This is a genomic window from Larkinella rosea (assembly GCF_003858635.1).
Classification (GTDB): domain Bacteria; phylum Bacteroidota; class Bacteroidia; order Cytophagales; family Spirosomataceae; genus Larkinella; species Larkinella rosea.
This window is the reverse complement of record NZ_RQJO01000008.1, coordinates 1,539,471-1,558,857: the sequence shown is the minus strand read 5'-3', so window position 1 is coordinate 1,558,857 and position 19,387 is coordinate 1,539,471. Positions and strand designations below refer to the sequence as shown.

Annotated in this window: 20 protein-coding genes; 6 read left to right on the top strand and 14 right to left on the bottom strand. The window is 53.4% G+C overall.

The features are described from left to right. Positions 1–5 precede the first annotated feature (5 nt). Entirely contained in the window at positions 6–248 is a 243-nt protein-coding gene (locus tag EHT25_RS15075) for a hypothetical protein (RefSeq protein ID WP_124875848.1), read from the bottom strand. Between the two features lie 235 nt (positions 249–483). On the opposite strand from EHT25_RS15075, the gene EHT25_RS15070 reads away from it, so the two are divergent. The 3 genes from EHT25_RS15070 to gloA2 are packed head-to-tail and all read left to right on the top strand — an operon-like array spanning position 484 to position 3,003. Beyond that, positions 484–2,076: a Na+/H+ antiporter gene (locus EHT25_RS15070; protein WP_124875846.1), complete on the top strand. Its 1,593-nt coding sequence runs from the start codon at positions 484–486 to the stop codon at positions 2,074–2,076. Positions 2,077–2,111: 35 nt separating this feature from the next. Then, positions 2,112–2,591, top strand: coding sequence for an FKBP-type peptidyl-prolyl cis-trans isomerase (locus tag EHT25_RS15065; RefSeq protein WP_124875844.1), 480 nt, complete (start codon positions 2,112–2,114; stop codon positions 2,589–2,591). Positions 2,592–2,613: 22 nt separating this feature from the next. Continuing rightward, entirely contained in the window at positions 2,614–3,003 is a 390-nt protein-coding gene (gloA2, locus tag EHT25_RS15060) for an SMU1112c/YaeR family gloxylase I-like metalloprotein (protein ID WP_124875842.1), read from the top strand. Between the two features lie 88 nt (positions 3,004–3,091). Here the strand turns inward: gloA2 and EHT25_RS15055 are convergent, their stop codons facing one another. From EHT25_RS15055 to EHT25_RS15040, 4 genes are all read right to left on the bottom strand, one after another. Beyond that, positions 3,092–4,228: an efflux RND transporter periplasmic adaptor subunit gene (locus EHT25_RS15055; protein WP_124875840.1), complete on the bottom strand. Its 1,137-nt coding sequence runs from the start codon at positions 4,226–4,228 to the stop codon at positions 3,092–3,094. Then, positions 4,225–7,452, bottom strand: a complete 3,228-nt coding sequence (locus EHT25_RS15050) for an efflux RND transporter permease subunit (protein ID WP_124875838.1) — start codon at positions 7,450–7,452, stop codon at positions 4,225–4,227. Before EHT25_RS15050 ends, EHT25_RS15055 begins: the two co-directional genes overlap by 4 nt. 132 nt (positions 7,453–7,584) lie before the next feature. Beyond that, positions 7,585–8,997 (bottom strand): TolC family protein, encoded by a 1,413-nt coding sequence (locus EHT25_RS15045; RefSeq protein ID WP_124875836.1) that lies wholly within the window; start codon positions 8,995–8,997, stop codon positions 7,585–7,587. A gap of 181 nt (positions 8,998–9,178) precedes the next feature. After that, complete coding sequence (locus tag EHT25_RS15040; RefSeq protein ID WP_124875834.1) at positions 9,179–9,775, bottom strand: Crp/Fnr family transcriptional regulator; 597 nt, start codon at positions 9,773–9,775, stop codon at positions 9,179–9,181. 154 nt (positions 9,776–9,929) lie between these two features. Here EHT25_RS15040 and EHT25_RS15035 point away from each other — a divergent pair, with 154 nt between their 5' ends. From EHT25_RS15035 to EHT25_RS15025, 3 genes are all read left to right on the top strand, one after another. Next, positions 9,930–10,346, top strand: coding sequence for an OsmC family protein (locus tag EHT25_RS15035; RefSeq protein WP_124875832.1), 417 nt, complete (start codon positions 9,930–9,932; stop codon positions 10,344–10,346). Positions 10,347–10,640: 294 nt separating this feature from the next. Then, positions 10,641–11,318 carry a response regulator transcription factor gene (locus EHT25_RS15030; protein WP_124875830.1) on the top strand — a complete coding sequence of 226 codons (678 nt, stop codon included), beginning with the start codon at positions 10,641–10,643 and terminating at the stop codon, positions 11,316–11,318. Then, positions 11,315–12,589, top strand: a complete 1,275-nt coding sequence (locus EHT25_RS15025; RefSeq protein ID WP_124875828.1) for a sensor histidine kinase — start codon at positions 11,315–11,317, stop codon at positions 12,587–12,589. Before EHT25_RS15030 ends, EHT25_RS15025 begins: the two co-directional genes overlap by 4 nt. Positions 12,590–12,619: 30 nt before the next feature. Here the strand turns inward: EHT25_RS15025 and EHT25_RS15020 are convergent, their stop codons facing one another. The 9 genes from EHT25_RS15020 to EHT25_RS14980 form a co-directional block, all read right to left on the bottom strand. After that, entirely contained in the window at positions 12,620–14,203 is a 1,584-nt protein-coding gene (locus tag EHT25_RS15020) for a Na+/H+ antiporter (protein WP_124875826.1), read from the bottom strand. A 214-nt stretch (positions 14,204–14,417) separates the two neighbouring features. Beyond that, positions 14,418–14,984 carry a DUF4256 domain-containing protein gene (locus EHT25_RS15015; RefSeq protein WP_124875824.1) on the bottom strand — a complete coding sequence of 189 codons (567 nt, stop codon included), beginning with the start codon at positions 14,982–14,984 and terminating at the stop codon, positions 14,418–14,420. Positions 14,985–15,002: 18 nt separating this feature from the next. Beyond that, the gene (locus tag EHT25_RS15010; RefSeq protein ID WP_124875822.1) at positions 15,003–15,464 is read right to left on the bottom strand and encodes an SRPBCC family protein; all 462 of its coding nucleotides are present in this window, start codon (positions 15,462–15,464) and stop codon (positions 15,003–15,005) included. A gap of 11 nt (positions 15,465–15,475) precedes the next feature. Next, entirely contained in the window at positions 15,476–16,054 is a 579-nt protein-coding gene (locus tag EHT25_RS15005) for a YdeI/OmpD-associated family protein (protein ID WP_124875820.1), read from the bottom strand. A 9-nt stretch (positions 16,055–16,063) separates the two neighbouring features. After that, positions 16,064–16,447, bottom strand: a complete 384-nt coding sequence (locus EHT25_RS15000; RefSeq protein ID WP_124875818.1) for a DoxX family protein — start codon at positions 16,445–16,447, stop codon at positions 16,064–16,066. A gap of 7 nt (positions 16,448–16,454) precedes the next feature. After that, positions 16,455–16,937, bottom strand: coding sequence for an SRPBCC family protein (locus EHT25_RS14995; protein ID WP_124875816.1), 483 nt, complete (start codon positions 16,935–16,937; stop codon positions 16,455–16,457). A gap of 74 nt (positions 16,938–17,011) precedes the next feature. Beyond that, the gene (locus EHT25_RS14990; RefSeq protein ID WP_124875814.1) at positions 17,012–17,347 is read right to left on the bottom strand and encodes an ArsR/SmtB family transcription factor; all 336 of its coding nucleotides are present in this window, start codon (positions 17,345–17,347) and stop codon (positions 17,012–17,014) included. Between the two features lie 242 nt (positions 17,348–17,589). Further along, positions 17,590–18,654, bottom strand: coding sequence for a winged helix DNA-binding domain-containing protein (locus EHT25_RS14985; RefSeq protein ID WP_124875812.1), 1,065 nt, complete (start codon positions 18,652–18,654; stop codon positions 17,590–17,592). A gap of 96 nt (positions 18,655–18,750) precedes the next feature. Beyond that, entirely contained in the window at positions 18,751–19,278 is a 528-nt protein-coding gene (locus EHT25_RS14980) for a DinB family protein (RefSeq protein ID WP_124875810.1), read from the bottom strand. Between the last annotated feature and the right edge of the window lie 109 nt (positions 19,279–19,387).

Below are 19,387 nucleotides of genomic sequence, written 5' to 3'. Positions count from 1 at the left end.
GTTGTTTACAGCGAACGCAAAAACCGCCCGAATGCTTTTTCAGGGCAGTTGGCCATCCTTTTTTGGATGAACGTTTGTACATTGAGGGCTTTCATGCCCGGTGAAGCGGTCTGGAGCCGAAGGGTATCGATGGTTTCGGTCGGTACAGCGTCTGGATTGGAGGCTAAGAAAACCGGTCTGGCGGTTATTGGGGTGACACTCCAGCCAGAGGGTATCGGCCCGTTTTTACGTGCGAGTCTGCGATTCATCCGTGAGATTGGTTCATCATAGTGAGCGGTTTTCCGGAAATCACGACCCGGTTTATTCCGAAAAACCAGCTTCTGAATACCTAAAGCAAATTGTTCAATAAATCTGCTTTATCGTTATAAAAAATGTTTGAAATAGCCGCTCAAAACCCGTTGGAAGCGCCCTTTGAACAATGTAATTTGGACGTTCAAACTCCGGAGCGGCTCATTCCGCTTTTCACAAATTAACTTCGCAAACATGCGTGAACTGGTTTTGCTGGGATTAACCCTGCTGTTGGGCATGGCGCTGCTGGCGACGCTGGCCCATCGGCTGCGCATCCCGACTCCGATTTTTCTGGTCATCGGCGGTTTGATCACCAGCCTCATTCCGGGCGTTCCTCACCTGAATGTCGAACCGGACCTTATTTTTCTGGTGTTTCTCCCCCCGCTGCTTTACGAAGCCGCCTGGTTCATGTCCTGGCGCGAACTCTGGCGCTGGCGACGCATAGTCCTGGTGCTGGCCTTCGGGCTGGTGATGCTGACGGCAACGGCGGTAGGTTATGCGTCGGCCGCTTTCATCCCCGGTTTTACACTGGCAACCGGTTTTTTGCTAGGCGGAATTATATCACCCCCGGATGCCGTGGCGGCAACCTCGGTGCTCAAAGGCGTTAACATTCCCAAAAGTACCATTAGCATTCTGGAAGGCGAAAGCCTGATCAACGATGCAGCCAGCCTGATCGTCTTTCAGTTTGCCATGTCCACCATTATTTCGGGCAACTTTATCTGGCAGGACGTTGCGCTCAGTTTCGTACTGGTTACCATCATGGGAGCGGGCATCGGGTTGGCAGTGGCTGGTTTATTCTACGCCATTCATCGCTGGTTGCCCATTCAGCCGCGCATCAGTATTCTGCTGACGTTTATCGCGCCCTATATCATGTATTTAACCGCCGAGGAGTTTCATTTTTCGGGGGTCATTGCCGTCGTCAGCGGGGGGGTATTTCTGTCCAAACACAGTTCCCAATTGCTCAATCACACCGAGCGGGTGCAGGGACTGTCGATGTGGGCTACGGTAATTTTCATTATCAACGGGTTGGTATTTGTCCTGATTGGCCTTGAATTACCCGTTGTGGTAGAAGGCCTGGACGGTCATTCGCTGATGAGTTCCATCGGATACGGTCTGGCTATTTCCGCGCTGGTGATCCTGGTTCGGGTTGCGTTTGCCTTGTTTTCTTCGGCGTTTACGGATTTTGCGGGGCGTTTTATAACGGTAGCCGTGCGAAATGTGGGCTGGCGGGGGCCGGTTGTAATCGGTTGGGCCGGAATGCGGGGCGTGGTTTCGCTGGCGGCCGCGCTGTCGGTTCCGCTGGCTCTGCCCGATAGACAACCTTTCCCCCAACGATCGCTGATTTTATTCATCACGTTTGTGGTCATTCTGGTTACGCTGGTGCTCCAGGGATTGACGCTGCCGCTGATTATTCGTTTGGTGCATCCCAACGAACTGTTTCCACGTTTACCCGAAAAGCAACAGGAGGCCGCTATCAATCGGCAGATGCAGGAAGCGGCTTTGCTTGAACTGAACCAGAATCTTACGAACCAGTTGGGTGACAACGATTTGCTGACGAACCTGAAAAACCGGCTGGAAGGCGGGTTACTACTCAACCAGCTCACGACGTCCGACGAAGATGGAGAACGTCTGGCGCGTTACAACCAAACATTGGCCCAACTCCACCGGATCAAACGCCGGGAATTGGAGCGGCTTCGGCATCAGGAAGAATTTGACGAGGAAGTGATTCGAAAAATAGAGGCCCAATTGGATCTCGAAGAAGAAAAAACCGACCACGCCATTCGATAAAATTGAGTAGCTTGCCTGTTAATGTTCTTCATTCAATGAAAAAATACGGATTTATTCTATTGGTTGGCGTGCTTCTGATGGGCGGTTGTCTATCGAATACCGAGCAAACACCCTGCGATCCAGCCCCAATCAGCGTCAAAGCCCCACAAGCTGAAGTGACGGCTCTAAAACAGTTTATCGACAGCAACCGCATTGCGGCCTCCGCCGATGATCGCGGTTTTTATTACAGCATCAAAGCGCCGGGTTCGGGGTCCAAGCCAACGGTTTGCTCGACCGTGACGGTCAATTACACCGGCAAATTAACCAATGGCAGCACCTTTGACAGTGGCAGCGGAGTTACTTTTGGCCTGAACCAGCTTATTCTCGGCTGGCAGGAAGGCATTCCGCTGGTGGCGCCCGGTGGCAGCATTACCTTGTATCTTCCCCCGAGTCTGGCTTACGGCCAACAGGCGCTTAGTGGAATCCCGGCGAATTCCATCCTGATCTTCACCATTGATCTGGTCGGGGTTAATTAACGGTCGGCAATCAGCACACATCATGCTACACCTCACCTTCGTTCACCACATTGCCATTATCTGTTCGGATTATGAACGATCGAAGCGGTTTTACACCGAAATCCTGGGGTTAAAAATCATTCGGGAAGTATACCGTGCCGAGCGTGATTCGTACAAACTGGATCTGGAACTGAACGGCCAGTACATCATCGAACTGTTTTCTTTTCCAAATCCACCCGCTCGATTATCGCGGCCCGAAGCCCTCGGCTTGCGCCACCTGGCGTTTGCGGTTTCGGATGTTGAGGAAGGTAAAAAAAACCTGGAAGCCGCCGGAATCGAAGCCGAACCCATCCGAATCGATGCACATACCGGGCGACGGTTTACGTTTTTCAGCGACCCGGACGGGCTGCCGCTGGAGTTGTATGAAACCTAAAGGGGAATGATGACTTATAAATGACGGATGATGAATGGAAAGTGCCCAAGTACGTTACTATTCATCATCCGTCATTTATAAGTCATCCTTATTTTCTTACCACCGCCTGCCCATCGCGGATTTCTTCCGACGCGATCCGCACAATCGGTTCTCCGGCCTGAAGACCACCAAATACTTCGACCAGACTGTCGAGCGTGTTGCCTTTTTCGACCGAAACCCACTGCGCATGGTTGTCACGCACCCGAATCACGAACGTTTTTTCGCTGGAACTGACCACGGCGGTTTTCGGCACAAACAGCGTTGGGGCCGTTCGCTCCACCGGCAGCCGCACCTCGGCGTACATCCCGGATTTGAGCAGGTGCGACGTGTTGTCCACGTCAAATTCGGCCAGCATCGACCGGTTTGCCTCCACCAGACTCTGGGCGCTCCGGGACAGTTTCGCCTTGAACTGCTGCTCCGGCATGGCGCCTACGGTGAATGAAACCGCACTCTTGGTGGGCAACTGATTCGCAAACGTCTCCGGAACCGCCACCGTCAGGCGTAGTGTCCGGCTGTCTTCCAACACAAACAACGGTTTGGAATTGCTGTCGCCCGCGCCAACCAGCGCCCCGGCACTGACGTTCCGCTCGGTGATTACACCATCGAAGGGTGCCACAATCGTCAGGTATTGCCGCAATTCTTTTTTCGTCTGGTAATTCGAGCGGCTGGCCTGAATATTTCCCGTAGCCACAGCCACCATCGCGCTGTCGGCCAGCATCCTTGCCTGCGCCTGATCGAGTTCGTGCAGCGAAACCGCCCCTTCTACCTTGCTGGTTTGCGTCAAGCGATTATACGTCAGCCGACTGGCGCGAAACCGGGCGGCCTGTTCCTGCAAAACCGCTTCCTGGGCCTGCAATTGCGCCTGCGCCTGACTCAGTTCCGAGAGCACTTCCGGCGCGTCGAGAATCGCCAGCACCTGCCCTTTCCGGACCACGGAGCCCCGATCCACCCGGATTTCGCGGAGGAAGCCTTTCACCTTGGCATACAGGCTCACGCGGTTCCAGGGTTTCAGTTCGCCCGGCAACACGATCTGTTTGCTGGGACGCATCGTTTTCACTTCCGTCGTAGCAACCTGCTGGACTTCAGGTTCTTTGACGGTTTTCTTTTCTTCACTGGCAGCGCTTGTGCAAGCCGCCATACCGGCTGCGGCCACCACGGGCCAAACGAGGTTTAAAAGCGGTTTCATGCGACAGAAGTCAGGGATTGTTGGTAAAATTTGCTATCCGGATCTTCCGGATCGAGGGATACCGATTGAAGCGTTGCTTTGGTCTGGAACTGCGTAAAGACGCAGGGCAGAATCAGCAACGCAGCCAGGGTGGAGGCAATCAGGCCACCGATAACCGCCTGGCCGAGCGGGGCAATCTGGTCACCGCCTTCGCCAAAACCCGACGCCATCGGCACCATCCCGGCAATCATGGCGATACTCGTCATCAGAATCGGGCGGATCCGGCTGTTGGCTGCCAGCACCACGGCTTTGCGCGTATCGCCGATTTCCAGCCGCAGATTTTCGGCATTGGTGACCATCAGAATGGCATTCGCCACCGACACGCCCACGGACATGATCAGGCCCATGTACGATTGCAGGTTCAGTGTGGCCCCGCAGGCCAGCAGCATCAGCAGCGCCCCGGCCACCACCGCCGGAATAGCCGCCAGAATCACGAGCGACAGCTTAAATGACTGGTAATTAGCCGCCAGCAACAGGAAGATGATCACAATGGCGACGAGCAGACCGGTTTGCAAACTGCTCAGTGTGTCGGTCAGCAGACTGGTTTGTCCGCCCAGTTCGACCAGGACGCCCCGGGGCGGATCACCCGCGTCTTTAATTGCTTTCTCCACGGCTTTCTGCGCCGAACCCAGGTCTTTTTTCTGCAAATTGGCGGTGATCGTCACCAGCCGGTTCGGACCCGCGCGGTCATATTCGCCGGGGGCGGTTCCTTCCGAAAAAGTTGCCACATCCGACAACAGCGGGCGCATTTCGCCACTCTTCAGTGGAATGTTACCAATATCGCTGGCACTGCTCATTTTGTATTCCGGAATCTGCACCTGCACCTGATACGCTAAGCCTTTCGATTCGTCGAGCCAGAGGTTTTTGTCCGTAAACCGGCTGGACGAGGTCGCGGCCACCATCGATCGGGCGACCTGCGTCGACGTCACGCCCAGTTGCCCGGCGCGTTCGCGGTTCATCGTCACGTTCAGAATCGGGTATTGCAGCGGTTGCGCAATCTGGACGTCGCGGAGGAAATCGATTTTCGTCATTTCCGCCTTAATCTTGTTGGCAAACCGCCCGGCTTCATTCAGGTCTTTGGCGGCCACCGTCACTTCAATCGGCGTCGAAGCACCCTGGCTCATGATTTTCTCGGTCAACTCGATCGGTTCGAAGGAAATGCTGGCCGTCGGCAGGGCTTTGGCAATCCGTTGCCGCAATTCCTCTTTCAGGTCATCCATTTTCACGGGATGTTCTTCGCTCAGCGAAACCTGCAAAACCGCTTCGTGCGGACCGCTGTTGAAGACGAAAATGTTGGACGTTCCGTAGCTCGACGGCACCGTACCGACGTAAGCCGACGAAATTTCAACGTTCTCCGCGCCCACCGATTCTTTGATGATATCCAGCACTTTCAGCGTCGCCATTTCCGTCCGTTCCACCCGCGTTCCGTCGGGAATCCGCAGACGCATCTGGAACTGGTGGCTGTTGCCGTGGGGCAGAATATCCGTTCCGATAAACAGGAAACACGCAACGATAATCGCCAGACTTCCAACCAGGTAACCACCCACGACCAGACCGCGCCGGTTCAGGATTTTCTCGAGTGATTTGGAATACCGCTGCTTGAATTTATCAAAACCGGTCGGATCTTTGGCCGGATGAGCCGCTTCGTCCAGAATCGCGTGACGTTCATTGGCATCCAGTGCCAGCGTTGGCGCTTCGTGTTCAGGATGGCTCTTCAGCAGCCAGTTGGCCAACACCGGCACGAACGTTTGCGAGAGCAGGAACGACGCAATCATGGCAAAACCGACCGACAGCGACAGCGGCAGAAACATCGAGCGCGGCACCCCACTCATCACGAAAGCCGGAGCAAAAACCGCCAGAATCGCCATCAGAATCAGGAATTCGGGGAAAACGATTTCCTTGCAGGCATCCCAGATCGCAACGGCTTTCGGTTTGCCCATTTCGAGGTGCTGGTGAATGTTTTCAATTGTCACCGTGGCCTGGTCCACCAGAATCCCGATGGCCAGCGCCAGGCCCGACAGCGTCATGATGTTGATGGTTTGCCCGAACAGGTTAAGCATGATCACCGCCGACAGAATCGAGATCGGGATCGTCACCACCACAATGATCACACTGCGCCAGTCGCGCAGGAAGAGTAACACCATCAAACCGGTCAAAACCGCTCCCAGAATCCCTTCCGTGACCAGGCTTTTCAGGGCGTTGGTCACGTACACCGACTGGTCGAATTCGTACGAAATCTTGACGTCTTCCGGCACGGCCGCCCGGAGTTCGGGCAAGGCTTTGCGGATGTTGTTCACCACATCGAGCGTCGAGGCATCCGATTTTTTGACGACCGGAATGTACACCGCCCGGCGTCCGTTGACGAGTGCGTAACTCACCGTTACGTCGGCACCGTCTTCCACCGTGCCAATGTCCCGCACAAAAACCGTCGGTCCGGCACCCACCCGAATCGGGATGTTCAGAAAGTCTTCCGGTCTTTTGACCAGCGAATTCACCGGCGTCATCAACGCTTTGTCGCCGATCCGGATGTTCCCGGCGGGCGAGGGCTGGTTGTTGATCACAATCGATTTGATAACCTCTTCCGGGGTCAGCTGATAGCTGCGCACCCGCTGCGGATCGACTTTGATAATGACCGTCCGCTGATTTCCCCCGAACGGCGGAGGACTCGAAACGCCCGGAATCCGGGAGAACATCGGCCGCACCCGCGACGAAGCAAAGTCCTGAATTTCGTTCAGCGAACGGCTCTGGCTTTCGAACACCAACTGCCCCACCGGCACCGAACTGGCATCGAACCGTACCACCTGGGGCGGCACGGTTCCTTCCGGCATGTAGGCCTTGGCCCTCGAAACATTGTTGGCGACCTCGGCAGCCGCCTGGGCCATGTCGGTACCCGGATAAAATGCGAGCTTGATGAGCGACAAGCCCTGGATGGTTTTCACGTCGATGTCGCGAATCCCGGAAACGTACAGAAAGTGGTCCTGGTAGCGGGTGGCGATAAAACCGTCCATCTGGTCGGGAGCCATCCCGCCGTAGGGCTGCACCACGTAAATCGTCGGCAAATCCAGGTTCGGGAAAATATCCACCGGAATTGTCACCAGCGACAGCCCCGAAAAGAACAGAATCCCGAGCACCAGCACCACCACCGAAATGGGTTTCCGCAACGCGGAACGAATGAGTTGATACATAATCTTACGGTTTTCGGTTTTCGGTACGTACCCACGGACTTTAGTCCGTGTTTTTTGAGTTTATTCCATCTGATTGGTCATATTAACTCACACGGACTAAAGTCCGTGGGTACGTACCGAAAACCGTATACATTACTTCAATTGATTCATAAACAGCGACAAATCTCCCTCGGCGGCCGCTTTCAGGAGGAGAAAACGCCAGACGTTGCTGGTGGCGACGTAGCCGTCGGTTTCAGCCCGGTTGAGGGTGACGAAACTTTGCAGCAGCGTGGGCAGGTCGGCCAGACCGTTCTGGTAACGGGCCTGCGCCTGGCTGTAGGCCTGCCGGGCGGCCCGGAGTTGGACGGGGGCCTGCCGGGCCTGTTCCAGACCGAGCACGAGCTGCGTTTCAGCTTCCCGGTTTTGCCGGGTGATCCGCAGTTGCTGGTCGTTGTAGAGGTACCGGAACCGCTCGACCTGAAATTGTTCCGCGCGGTAGTCGTGTTTGAGCCGCAGCGTGTTGGTCAGGTTCCAGCGGGCCACGACACCGAACAGATAGTTATACGCCTGATAACCAAGGCCCTGATTAAAATCCATGCGAAACGAATCGTCGGCATTGGTAAAACCGGAGCCCCGCGCCCAGCCCGCGCCCACCAGCGAAATCGACGGCAGCATGGACCGTTGCAGCGCGACGGACCGGGCGGACGACAGATTAATCTGGGATTGGAAAAACCGCAAAACGGGGTTTTTCGGCGAAAGGGAATCCGACTGAAAACTGGTTTGGGGCAAGGTGTTATAAAACCGCATGCTATCGACCCGGATGCCGGGCTGCACTTTCCCGACCAGTTCCGACAACCGCAGTCGCTGCACCTGTTCACGTTGCTCGCTCTCCAGCAGTTGCAGCCGGGCCCGAACGGCTTCGGCGGTCGCCAGTGAGCTATCGACGCCCGCCCGCATGCCCGACCGAACGCCCGCATCGACCACGTTTTTGAACGTTTGCGCCCGTTGCAGGTTCGCGCGCTGCACATCCACCAGTTTCTGGTTGACGAGCAACGTCAGGTACGCATCGACAATCCGGATCTGGTGCTGAAACAGCTCGTTTTCATAATCGGTTTGCGAACGATTCAGGTCGGCTTCGGCGGCTTTAACGCTGGCTTTCACGCGCCCGAAATTGACGATCCGCCAGTCGATGACGGCACTGGCGAAACTGCCGGTCGTGCCCCGGTAAATATTATCGGGCCGAATGCCGCCGGAGGTTGAAATGGAGGTTCCTTCGTTGGGAAAAAACGACCCGTTCAGGGCGTTGCTGGTCGCGTAGGTATACTGATCCTGCACAATTAGGCTGGGTAGAAACTCGGTCCGGCTGGATTGTACCCTTTTCTCCGCGCTGTGGATTTCGGCCTGTTTGGATTTCAGGAACGGATACGCCTGCGTGCCCTGCTCGATGGCCTGCGCCAGCGTCAGGGTTTGCGCCTGACCGGTGCCAGACCCCAGCAACAAAGCACCGGTTGTGGCCGTTAGTAAACCGATTCGGGATCGGCGGAACCAAAAAGTTGACTGTTTCATGGGCAACTAGCTTAGCGGTGATGGTGACAATACCGCGGTAAGTGCCTGCAAAACAAAGGGGCAATTCTGGAAACATTTGGGAAGTTGGAGAGGAGAGAAAAGTTGTTTCGCAAAGTTTAGCGGAGAAAATCAGAGCTTAGCAGAGAAATTCTCCGCTAAACTCTGCGAAATAGTATTCTTTTCACCGCTTGGCGGCAACCTGCGCGCGGATGCGGCTGAGGGAAGGGCCTTTGATGCCGAGATACGACGAAATATGCCCCAGCGATACCCGGTTGAGGATGTCCGGGAAGTTGTTCAGCAGATCGACGTAACGGTCTTCGGCGGTTTGGGTGAGCAGGCTTTCCGAACGCATCTGGTTGAACAGGAAATACTGTTCGGCCAACAAGCGGCCAAACCGCTCCCATCCGTGGGACTGCGCGTACAGCTGCTGCAAATGATCGCGGTCAATCACCAGCAACTCGGCATCTTCCAGGGCTTCAATGAGATACGGGCAGGTCGTTTGCGTCAGCAGTCCTTTCAGCGAGGTCAGAAAGGCGTGTTCGGGGATGAAATAGAGATTGTGTTCCAACTCGGTTTTTGGATCGATGTAATACACCCGAAACAACCCTTTCAGAATAAAACCGACCTGCCGACAGACCGAATTCCGGAAGTTAAAATAATCGTGTTTCGGCATGGCCCGAACGTGCCAGAATGGATTACCCAATTGCCAATCCTCTTCGGAAAGCTGGGCAAACTGGTGCAAATGATCGTGTAAAACCGTGTGTTGGGGGAGTGTCATTCGTTTTATGAACTGCTTTTAAAACCGGTTTTCTGTTGCCGGAATTTTTGATGCAACCGACGCTTTTTAACATAGGTGAAAAAATCTCAAAAAACCGCCCGCTACCTTTGAGCCATCAAAAAACAAATCACAAACACCTTCAATAAAGTTCACCATGAAAATCACACGCAAAGCTTCTGCACACTGGGCCGGAACCGGCAAAGACGGAAAAGGAACCCTGACAACCGCCAGTACGGTTCTGAATCAGACGCAATATTCGTTCAACACCCGGTTTGCCGACGGCATCGGCACCAACCCGGAAGAACTCGTGGCGGCCGCCCACGCGGGCTGTTTTGCCATGCAACTGGCGTTCAACATTCAGCAGGCCGGTTTTGCCGCCGATTCGCTGGATGTGAGTTGCGCCATCACGCTGGAAGACAGCGGCATCACCAGTTCCAAACTGACGCTGACCGCCAGCGTACCGGGTTTGGATCAGGCCAAATTTGACGAGCTGGTGGACCACGCCGAACACAATTGTCCGATCTCGAAGCTGTTCAATACGACGATCAGCGTGGACGCAACGCTGGCGTAAGTAATGCCCTATTAAAAAATAATTACCAGCCCACGGTTTTAACCGTGGGTTTTTGTGTATTTGATACCCGTTACTCAATAACCGTTTTAACGGTTTCAGGATTTCAAAACCGTTAAAACGGTTTCCCCATTTTCCAATCACCATTCCAGTTTCCCACGGTTCAAACCGTGGGCTGGTAATTGACTGTCACATACGCCATTATTCCTGTTGCAAAATTCCGGTTTGGCAAAACTTCCCAAATCTTTCCAACATTGTCCAATACCTTTGGCGTTTATAGAGACGAACTGTGGAACGATGAAAGTACTGGTAGTAGAAGATGAAAAAGGCCTGGCCGAAAGCATCAGCGACTATATGAACAAGGAGGGATATATTTGCGAAACAGCGGCCACGTTTCGGGAAGCCGACGAGCGGATTTACCTCTACGATTACGATTGTGTGATCGTGGACCTGACGCTGCCCGACGGCAACGGGTTTCAGTTGATCGAGACGCTGAAAAAGCTGTTGGCGACCACCGGCGTGATCATCATTTCGGCCCGAAATGCGTTGGAAGACAAGATTCGGGGGCTGGAAATTGGCTCGGACGATTACCTGACCAAACCGTTTCACCTGTCAGAACTGAACGCCCGCGTTAAATCGCTGATCCGTCGGCGGAATTTTGGCGGCCATACCGAAATCCGGTTTCGGGAAATCCGGGTGAATCCGTCGTCGCGGAAGGTGTATGTCAACGGCCAGCTGACGGTCATTTCCCGGAAAGAATACGATTTATTGCTGTATTTTCTGTCGAATATCGACGTTGTGCTGACCAAAGTGTCTATTGCCGAACATTTGTGGGGCGACAACATCGACTCCGCCGATTCGCTGGATATGGTGTATTCGCACATCAAAAACCTGCGCCGGAAATTGCTCGAAAAAGGCGGTTCGGATTATGTGCGCTCGGTGTACGGAATTGGGTACAAATTTGGGGAACCGTGAAACTTCTCGCCAAAACCAATCAAATTTATCTGGCTTTTTCGCTGGTCATTTACCTCTTCGCCGGGCTGGCCTTTTACCAGGTGGTCCGGATTATGATTTACCGGGAAGTCGAAAGCCGGTTGCGGGTCGAACGGCTGGATTTTGAAGCGTATATCCGCCTGCACAAAGTCTGGTCGGACAGCACGTACTTCGTTGAAAACAAGATTGACGTTGACCCGGTCGGCGCTCATACACCGCAAACGGAATCCTTTACGGATACCCTGATCCGCAACCGCTACGACAACGAGCTGATGCCGTTCCGGCAGTTCACGTTTTATGTACCCATTCAGGGCATCACACACCGGGTTTCGATCCGGAAATCGCTGATTCAATCGTACCAGCTCATGGAGGTCATTACAGCGACAATGGCGGCTTGTCTGGGGCTCTTGTTGTTGGGCACGTTCTGGTTTCAGGGGAAACTCTCGGGGCGGCTGTGGCATCCGTTTTACGAAACGCTGTCGCGCATCAAGCGGTTTAATCTGGCGAACGCAACGCCCCTGCAACTCGACAAACCGGAGATCAATGAGTTCCGGGAATTGAACGAAGTGCTGCGCAAAATGGGCGACAAGATGCAGCAGGATTACCGCAGCCTGAAAGAATTTACCGAAAATGCGTCCCACGAAATTCAAACTCCGCTGGCGCTGATCAACGCGAAAGTCGAGCAACTGATTCAGTCGGAAAAACTGACCGAAACGCAGGGGCGCTGGATCGAGGCCATTTACCAGGCGTCCCGGCGCATGGCCCGGCTCAATCAAGGGTTGTTGCTGCTGGCGAAGATTGAAAATCACCAGTTTACGGACAACCAAACAATCGATCTGACGGCCCTCCTGACCGAGAAACTCGAAGACATGGACGAAGTTCTTCAGCACAAAAAAATCGCCGTCGATATCCGCAATAGTGAGCCGTTTGTAGTCCCGTTACCCGCTGCACTGGCCGAAAGCCTGGTGACGAATCTGGTCAACAACGCGATCAAACACAACCATCCCGAAGGACGCGTGGAACTGCTTTCCCACGCCGATAAACTCTGGTTCAGCAATACCGGCAGTTCGCTGACGACGGACCCGGAACGCCTGTTCGAACGGTTTAAAAAAGAAGGAGGCAGCCCCGACTCAGTTGGTTTGGGGCTGGCCATTATCAAGGAAATCTGCGACAATTACGGGTTGCAGGTGCACTACCAGGAAACCAATAGCTGGCACCGGTTTTGCATTTCTCCAAAACCGGAAACCGCGTAATCGGCCCTAAAACCGCTCTTTGTGTGCAGCCTAAATGATTTTCAGCCGTTCTTCTTCCAGATCGATCTGGTATAACTGCTGGCGGATGATTTCTTCGTCGATTGTTGGGTCTTTGTTGAGTTCGGTCAGGTATTGCCGTTGGATTTCGAGCACTTCCACAAAAATCACCTTGGTCTTTTTATTCATCCAGCTGTCGTCGGTGGCTTTGGCCCGCTCTTCCCATTGCTTCAGGAACTTCTCCATACCGACGTGACCATTCAGTTCATTTTCGTATTTACTTTTCAGAAACTCGTAGACGTGCTGTTTCAGCCCTCGTTTCATTTTTTGTCTGGTCAGTGCTTCGGATTCTTCATCCAGTACACCATCGTATAATTTCGTCCGGGTGATGAAAGCAGGAAGCGTCAGTCCCTGCACCAGCAGGGTGAGCAGAATCACGACAAACGTGACGAACAGGATGTGGTTTCGCTGCGGGAAAGCTACGCCATTATCCAACGTAATGGGGATCGCTAAAGCCGCAGCCAGCGACACGACACCCCGCATTCCCGTCCAGCCCAGGAGCAGGGGCATCAGCCAGCGCATTCGGTTGGAACGGGCCCGGGGCAAAACGCTGGGTCGAAAGATCAGTGTCGCCAGCATGGCGGTGTAGGAGCTAATCATCCGGGCGGCAATCAATACCCCGGTTATCAAAACACCGTGACCAATGGCGGTGCGCAACGGAATGCCCTGCGTGTGCAGCCCTTCCACAATTTCGGGAAGCTCCAGACCGATGATCAGAAAGACAATCCCGTTCAGGATATACACAAAACTTTCCCAGACGCTAAAGCCCTGAATCCGGCTGGCGCTGTTCAGAAAAACCAGCCGTCTGGCCGACATGTACAAACCGCCCGTTACGACCGCCAGCACGCCCGAACAATGAACCTGTTCTGCCACCCAATACAAAAAATACGGTTCGATGAGTGTCAGGGTGATGTTTGATTGCGCATCGAGCGGAAGACGTTTGTGCGTTTCCACAAAAATCCAGGCCAGCGCCAGGCCAATGCCCGCACCGCCCAGCACCATCCACACAAAACTCAACGCCACATCCTGCCAGATGAACTGCCCCGTCCCGACGGCAACCAGCGCAAACCGGAAAATGATCAGTGATGATGCATCGTTCAGCAGGCTTTCGCCTTCCAAAACGGCCGATGTGGAGTTGGGGATTTTCACAAATTTGGTGATCGCTCCGGTACTGACTGCATCCGGTGGCGACACGATTCCGCCCAATAAAAACCCCAGGGCTAGCGTAAACCCCGGAATGAAATGGTGCGCGACCACCGCAACCGACAGGGCAGTGAAAAACACGACGAGAAAGGCGAAACTGCCAATGATGCGCCACCACTTTTTCATTTCCTTGAACGAGATCGTCCAGGATGCCTCAAACAGCAGGGGCGGCAGAAAAATGAAAAAGATCAGATCGGGATTGATCCGAACCATGGGTAATCCCGGAATAAAACTAATCAGCAACCCGGCAACTACCAGCAGAATCGGATACGCAATTTTAAGTTTATTGGCCCACATGTTCAACAGCACGATGGCCGCGATCATGGCGAGCAGAAAAGGTAAAAGGCTATGCATTGTGTTTATCTTTCTAAAAAATAGTCGCTTATGGATTCTCGGCCAACTCGCCTATCCATCCCGTTTCTTCCCCTAATATATCAAGGATTCCGAAGTTAGTTGCCAACCCTGACTCGTTTGGCAAAATAGGGATTTTCAATACACGATCGGTTCGCTGTCGTGTTGCGTCTATTTTTTAAGAACAGCAGGAAAACCGCTGACCGCCCGCGCCAGTTTAAACCCGGAGCAAACCCCGGAATCCCCGGGCGGCATAGTAGGATTCGGCCCCGTTGTGGTACAGAAAAACCGTGTTGTACCGGCGATCACAGAAGAGCGCGCCACCGAGTTTCCGGATCTCAGCGGGCGTTTGCACCCAGCTCGAGGTTTTTGCATCGAACGCGCCCAGTTGCTGCAAGGCCCGGTATTGTTCTTCGGATAACAGTTCAACGCCCATTTCGGCAGCCATATCCAGGGCGTTATCGTGTGGTTTATTTTCCTTCCGCGAATCCAGCGCTTCCCGGTCGAAGCAGACACTCCGGCGGCCCTTCGGACTTTCCGCCGAACAATCACAGAAGAGGTAGTCGCCCGTTTCCGGATCGTGGCCAATCACATCCGGTTCCCCACCGGTTTCTTCCATGATGCTGAGCGACCACAATTTATCCGAACGGGCTTCCAGTTTTTCCAGCACGGCCGGCCATTCCAGACCGGTATGGCGGTTTTTATGTTTCTCAAACCGGGTTTTCAGGGTCTTGAGCAGTTCTTCCCGCTGCTCCGGCGACAACTCGTTTTTAGGATTATTCATGTATTGATTGGTTTAGGCTTACGACATTTTCGCCAACTCATTTTCCAGTCGGTCCATATTTTCCTCATTTTTCTCCGGGACAAACTTTCGGAGTTTATTGCATTCTTCCTCCGTTTCGAATTGCTGCTTAAACGTGACCCGGGTTTCCTTTTCGGCGATTTCGTCAAAAAGGACTTCCACCTGAAACAGCGGTTTGGATTGACGGTTCCAGACCAGCCGTTCCGGTTCGCGGATGACCAAAAACGTGCATTCGTTGGGGTAGTTGCCTTTTTCGGGGCCATGCATCGTAAAAAGCCACCGCCCGCCCACCCGGAAGTCGAACAGGTGAAAGGTGTTGGTAAAACCGTTAGGCCCCCACCAGTTTTTGAGATGCTCCGGTTCGGTCCAGGCCCGGTAAACGAGCTGGCGCGGAAAGGCCAATACGCGGGTGGTTACAATCTCGCATTCCGGCGACGTGCGCAGGATTTCCGGTGTTTCCATGGGTAGTTGTGTTAGTCTTCCAATCCTTTTCCATTCAGGATGGCGGGCATCCATTTCTCAATCCGCGACGCCCGGGTTTTCGCCTGTTTCGCTTGCGAAAAATGCAGCAGATAAGCCCGTTGCCGGCCCGGCGTCAGGGCGTCAAAAGCGGTTTTCAACGCCGGGATTTCGTCCAATTTATGCTGAAATTCGTCCGGCATGGTAAATTCCGGCGTCTTTTTTAATGCCACCTTCAAACCGGCTTCTTCCACCTCCACGGCTTCATAAAGATAGGCTTCCAGTACGGATTTGAGATCGTGGATTTCGTCCACACTCGTAAACCGGATCTGCCGTGCCGACTGCACATTTTCCGTTTGCTGGATCAGGATGCCGCTGGGGTCTTTCAACAAAGCCCCTTTGTGAAACAGAAGCGCGCAGTATTCCTTAAATCCGTGGATCAACACAACGTTCTTTTTCTCAAACGTGTAGCAGGGAACGCCCCACTTCAATTCTTCGGTCAGGTGGCAACCGAGAACAATCGTTCGCAAAAGCCGGTATTCCTCCTGCCACGTTTTGGCCTTGTCAAAATAGAAATCAACCCTGGGATTCATGCGCTTCAGTTAATAGGTTACGGGAATCAATTTTCGATCCATCGGGCGGAAATACCACGAAACCGCTGTCAGGACGAGCAATAAAACCGGTCCGAAATTCTCCCTGGCGTCATCTCCGCTGATGACGTGCGAAAAAACCGCCCCCGACATGGCAAAGAAAAAACCGGCATACGCCCATTCTTTCAGCAACGGAAATTTAGGAATCAGCACGGCAATCACCCCCAGAATTTTCCAGACACCCAGCAGGGTCAGGAGATAAATCGGGTAACCCAGACGTGTAAACAAATCAACTTCTTCGTTCATTTTGATCAGTTGAACAATCGCCGTGGATACCATTCCGAGGGACAACCAGAGCGTGGCTACCCAATAGATGATTTTGTTCCTTTTTGACATGATGCGGTTATTTTAAGTTGTTGACGACGTCCTGCAAGCGGTTATGGGCCATGTTAATGCCCTGCGCAAAAGGCAATTGCAGCATCCGATTCCGGTCGGCCACCGATCGGTACACGATTTGCATGCTGAGTTTGCTGCGGTTGTCCGCCAGGGATTCGAATTCCAGAAACTCAAGCTGAACCGGAAATCGGGTCGCCGAATCGGGCGCATTTTCCATTTCGAACGTCCGGATGATTTTCTGATTCGGGACAAACGCATGAATCGTTCCGTTGGCCCGCATCACCACGTTTCCGTGCGCATCGCTGGTTTCGAACTGCCAGCTGCCATGCTTCTTATTCTCGAGTTTCAGCACCTTCGTATTCATCCATTGCGCCACAATTTCGGGTTCCTCGTACGCTTTAAACAGCAGTTCCAACGGCAAATCGAATTCCCGCGTGATCAGCAGGTCCTGTTTGCCGTCCTCGGCGTTGATCTTGGTTTTGCGCTCCATGCTATTTTTTGGATTTGTATAATAGACCGTTAGACAAGAGAGGAAAGACTTCGTTGATTTTATTAATCTCTTGTCTATTCTCTTTCTTCTTTTTTCTGCGTATAATTTTTCATGATGGCTTCCAGCTTGTTAAACCGGTCGTCCCACAGGTTGCGGAATGGCTCAATAAAATCGGCTATCTCTTTCATTTTCTGTCCGTTGAGGTGATAATAAATTTCCCGACCGGTTTGCTCCTGCTTCAATAGTTCGCATTCGGTCAGGATCTGGAGGTGCCTGGAAACCGTCGGGCGGGCCGTGTCGAAATTAGCGGCAATGGCCCCGGCTGTCATGGCGTGGGAAGTCACCAGCAGCAGGATCGCCCGTCGGGTCGGGTCGGCGATGGCCTGGAATACGTCGCGTCGTAAGTTCATCGTGTAGCTATTTGACTACAAATATATGTGTAGCCATTTAACTACGCAAATTTTCGGCGACGTTTGGGAAAAGATTTTCCGGCAAGAATCCTGGGAGAGTATAATCAGGTAGACGTTCGGTTTTGAACCCCGAACGAAAGAGCAACCGCAAGCAGCTAATCAACGAATTGCAAAGGTTCGGATAGGGTTGTTCAGCCTGACAGTCAATTATACCGCCAGGGCTGAAACCCATTCTACTGGCCTCAGGCCAAGGCTAAAAACCGGATGTATCGCTCTTTCGCATCCGATAACGCTTGCTGCTGCTCCTCGTTGAGCGTCGTAAAAAGAGTGGTTTCGATCAAAACCGTATTCTTTTTCAGCTTCCGTTTCCAGGTGCCGACAATCCGACCGTCCACCAGAATTACCGGACTGAAAATACCATTGCCCGAAGCCGTAATCTGTTCAGGGTTCAGTCCCGCAAACGGAGCGGTTCGGTCTTTGTAAGCCACTACATATTCATCATAAACTGGTAAAAAATGGGCCGTTACCGCCGGTTGGGCTGGTGCCGGGATCGACCGCGGCATCCAGTACGTCTGGCCCTCAACAACTTCTGACACAAATCCGGATTTGATCAATTCCAGACCGGACCGGGCCTCGGTCAGCGTCAGGCTCGACCACCAGCTAAAATCCACCACTGTAGCCGGGCCGTGGCTGGTAAAAAACCGCTTCGTTAGCTCGGCCAGGGCCTCGTCGCGTAACAGACTTTTGGTTTTGGGAGCCCATTCGTCGAGCAGTGCGAACGTAAATTCGTTTTGGCTACGGCCACTATGGCAAATCAGGCGGTCGTAAGAAGCGCGACCGAGCAGAATGCCCAGGCGGTTTTCGTCTGTCGAAATCCCGGCTTCCTGCAACCGACTTTTCAACTCACTGCGTTTTAACTGTTTCCCGCCCTCCAGCGCGTTGGTCATCACGCCGTAGCATTTCGTAATCACGGATTCGTCCAGTTCGAGTCGGCGCAAGTAATTGGCGTACAGCGCCTGCGAACGGGGATGAAGCAGTTCCAGAATCCAGCGAATATCCGCAGCCGCCACAAAATGGAGCGTGCCGCGCATCGGCCAGGTGCGGATAAGGATTCGATCGGCGATGGCCCGCTCGATGTCGGCATCCGTCAAACCGGGCAGCCGACTGCCAATGGCCCATTTGCTGGCGGCATAGTCCTGTCCCTGAACCGCCCCAAACCACGCGACGACCTCGCCGGGTGTCGTCAGCGTTTGCTGCGTCAGTTGCTGATTGTGCAGCCGGTATTTTGTAATATCGGAATGGGTCATTTTCGAATGCGAAATAGGAACACGGATTGAAGGGATGCAACAGATTAAAACTGATGATGTCCGTTAAAATCCGTTGCATCCGTTCAATCCGTGCTCCTATCCCACCAAAAAATAAAAACTATAATCAGTCATTGGCGCGTCGGTCAGGCCAATATTCCGGCCGATGGTTACGACCTGCCCGCGGTGGTAGGTGCTGTGGTTCAGGCAGTGCTGAATAAATTCGATGCGCGAACGCACTCCCGCGACCCAGGGCGTGGTCAGCGTCACCTCTTCCTGCAAATCCGACTCGTTCAGCGACCGGATGTAATCGGCCAGTTCGGCCGACTGTTCCACAATTCCTTCAAAAGCCTCTCCGACAGTGCCATCAAATCCCAACAATCGGAACGAAGGCGGGGCCGGAACTTGTTGCAACACCGAAAGCCAGAACCGCTGCGTATCCCAGATGTGGACCAGGGTTTCTTTCAAACTCGGGAAACTCGAAGGTACGGTTTTTTCCATTAGTTCAACCGGTTTGGTTTTCAGCCATTCGACCAGCGTCTGATTGGCCCATTGGTTGTAAATTGCCAGGTCGGTCAGGAATGATGCCAGCGTCAGTTCCGTTTTTTCTGCGATTGCGTGTTCCATGATGAGGTTGTTTTTGTATGGATCAAATGTACAACCGACTTGTGACAGCCCTATGTCAGCAGTGAAAACCCCATGTTCGATTATCTGAAAATTTTTCCCATATTTTTTT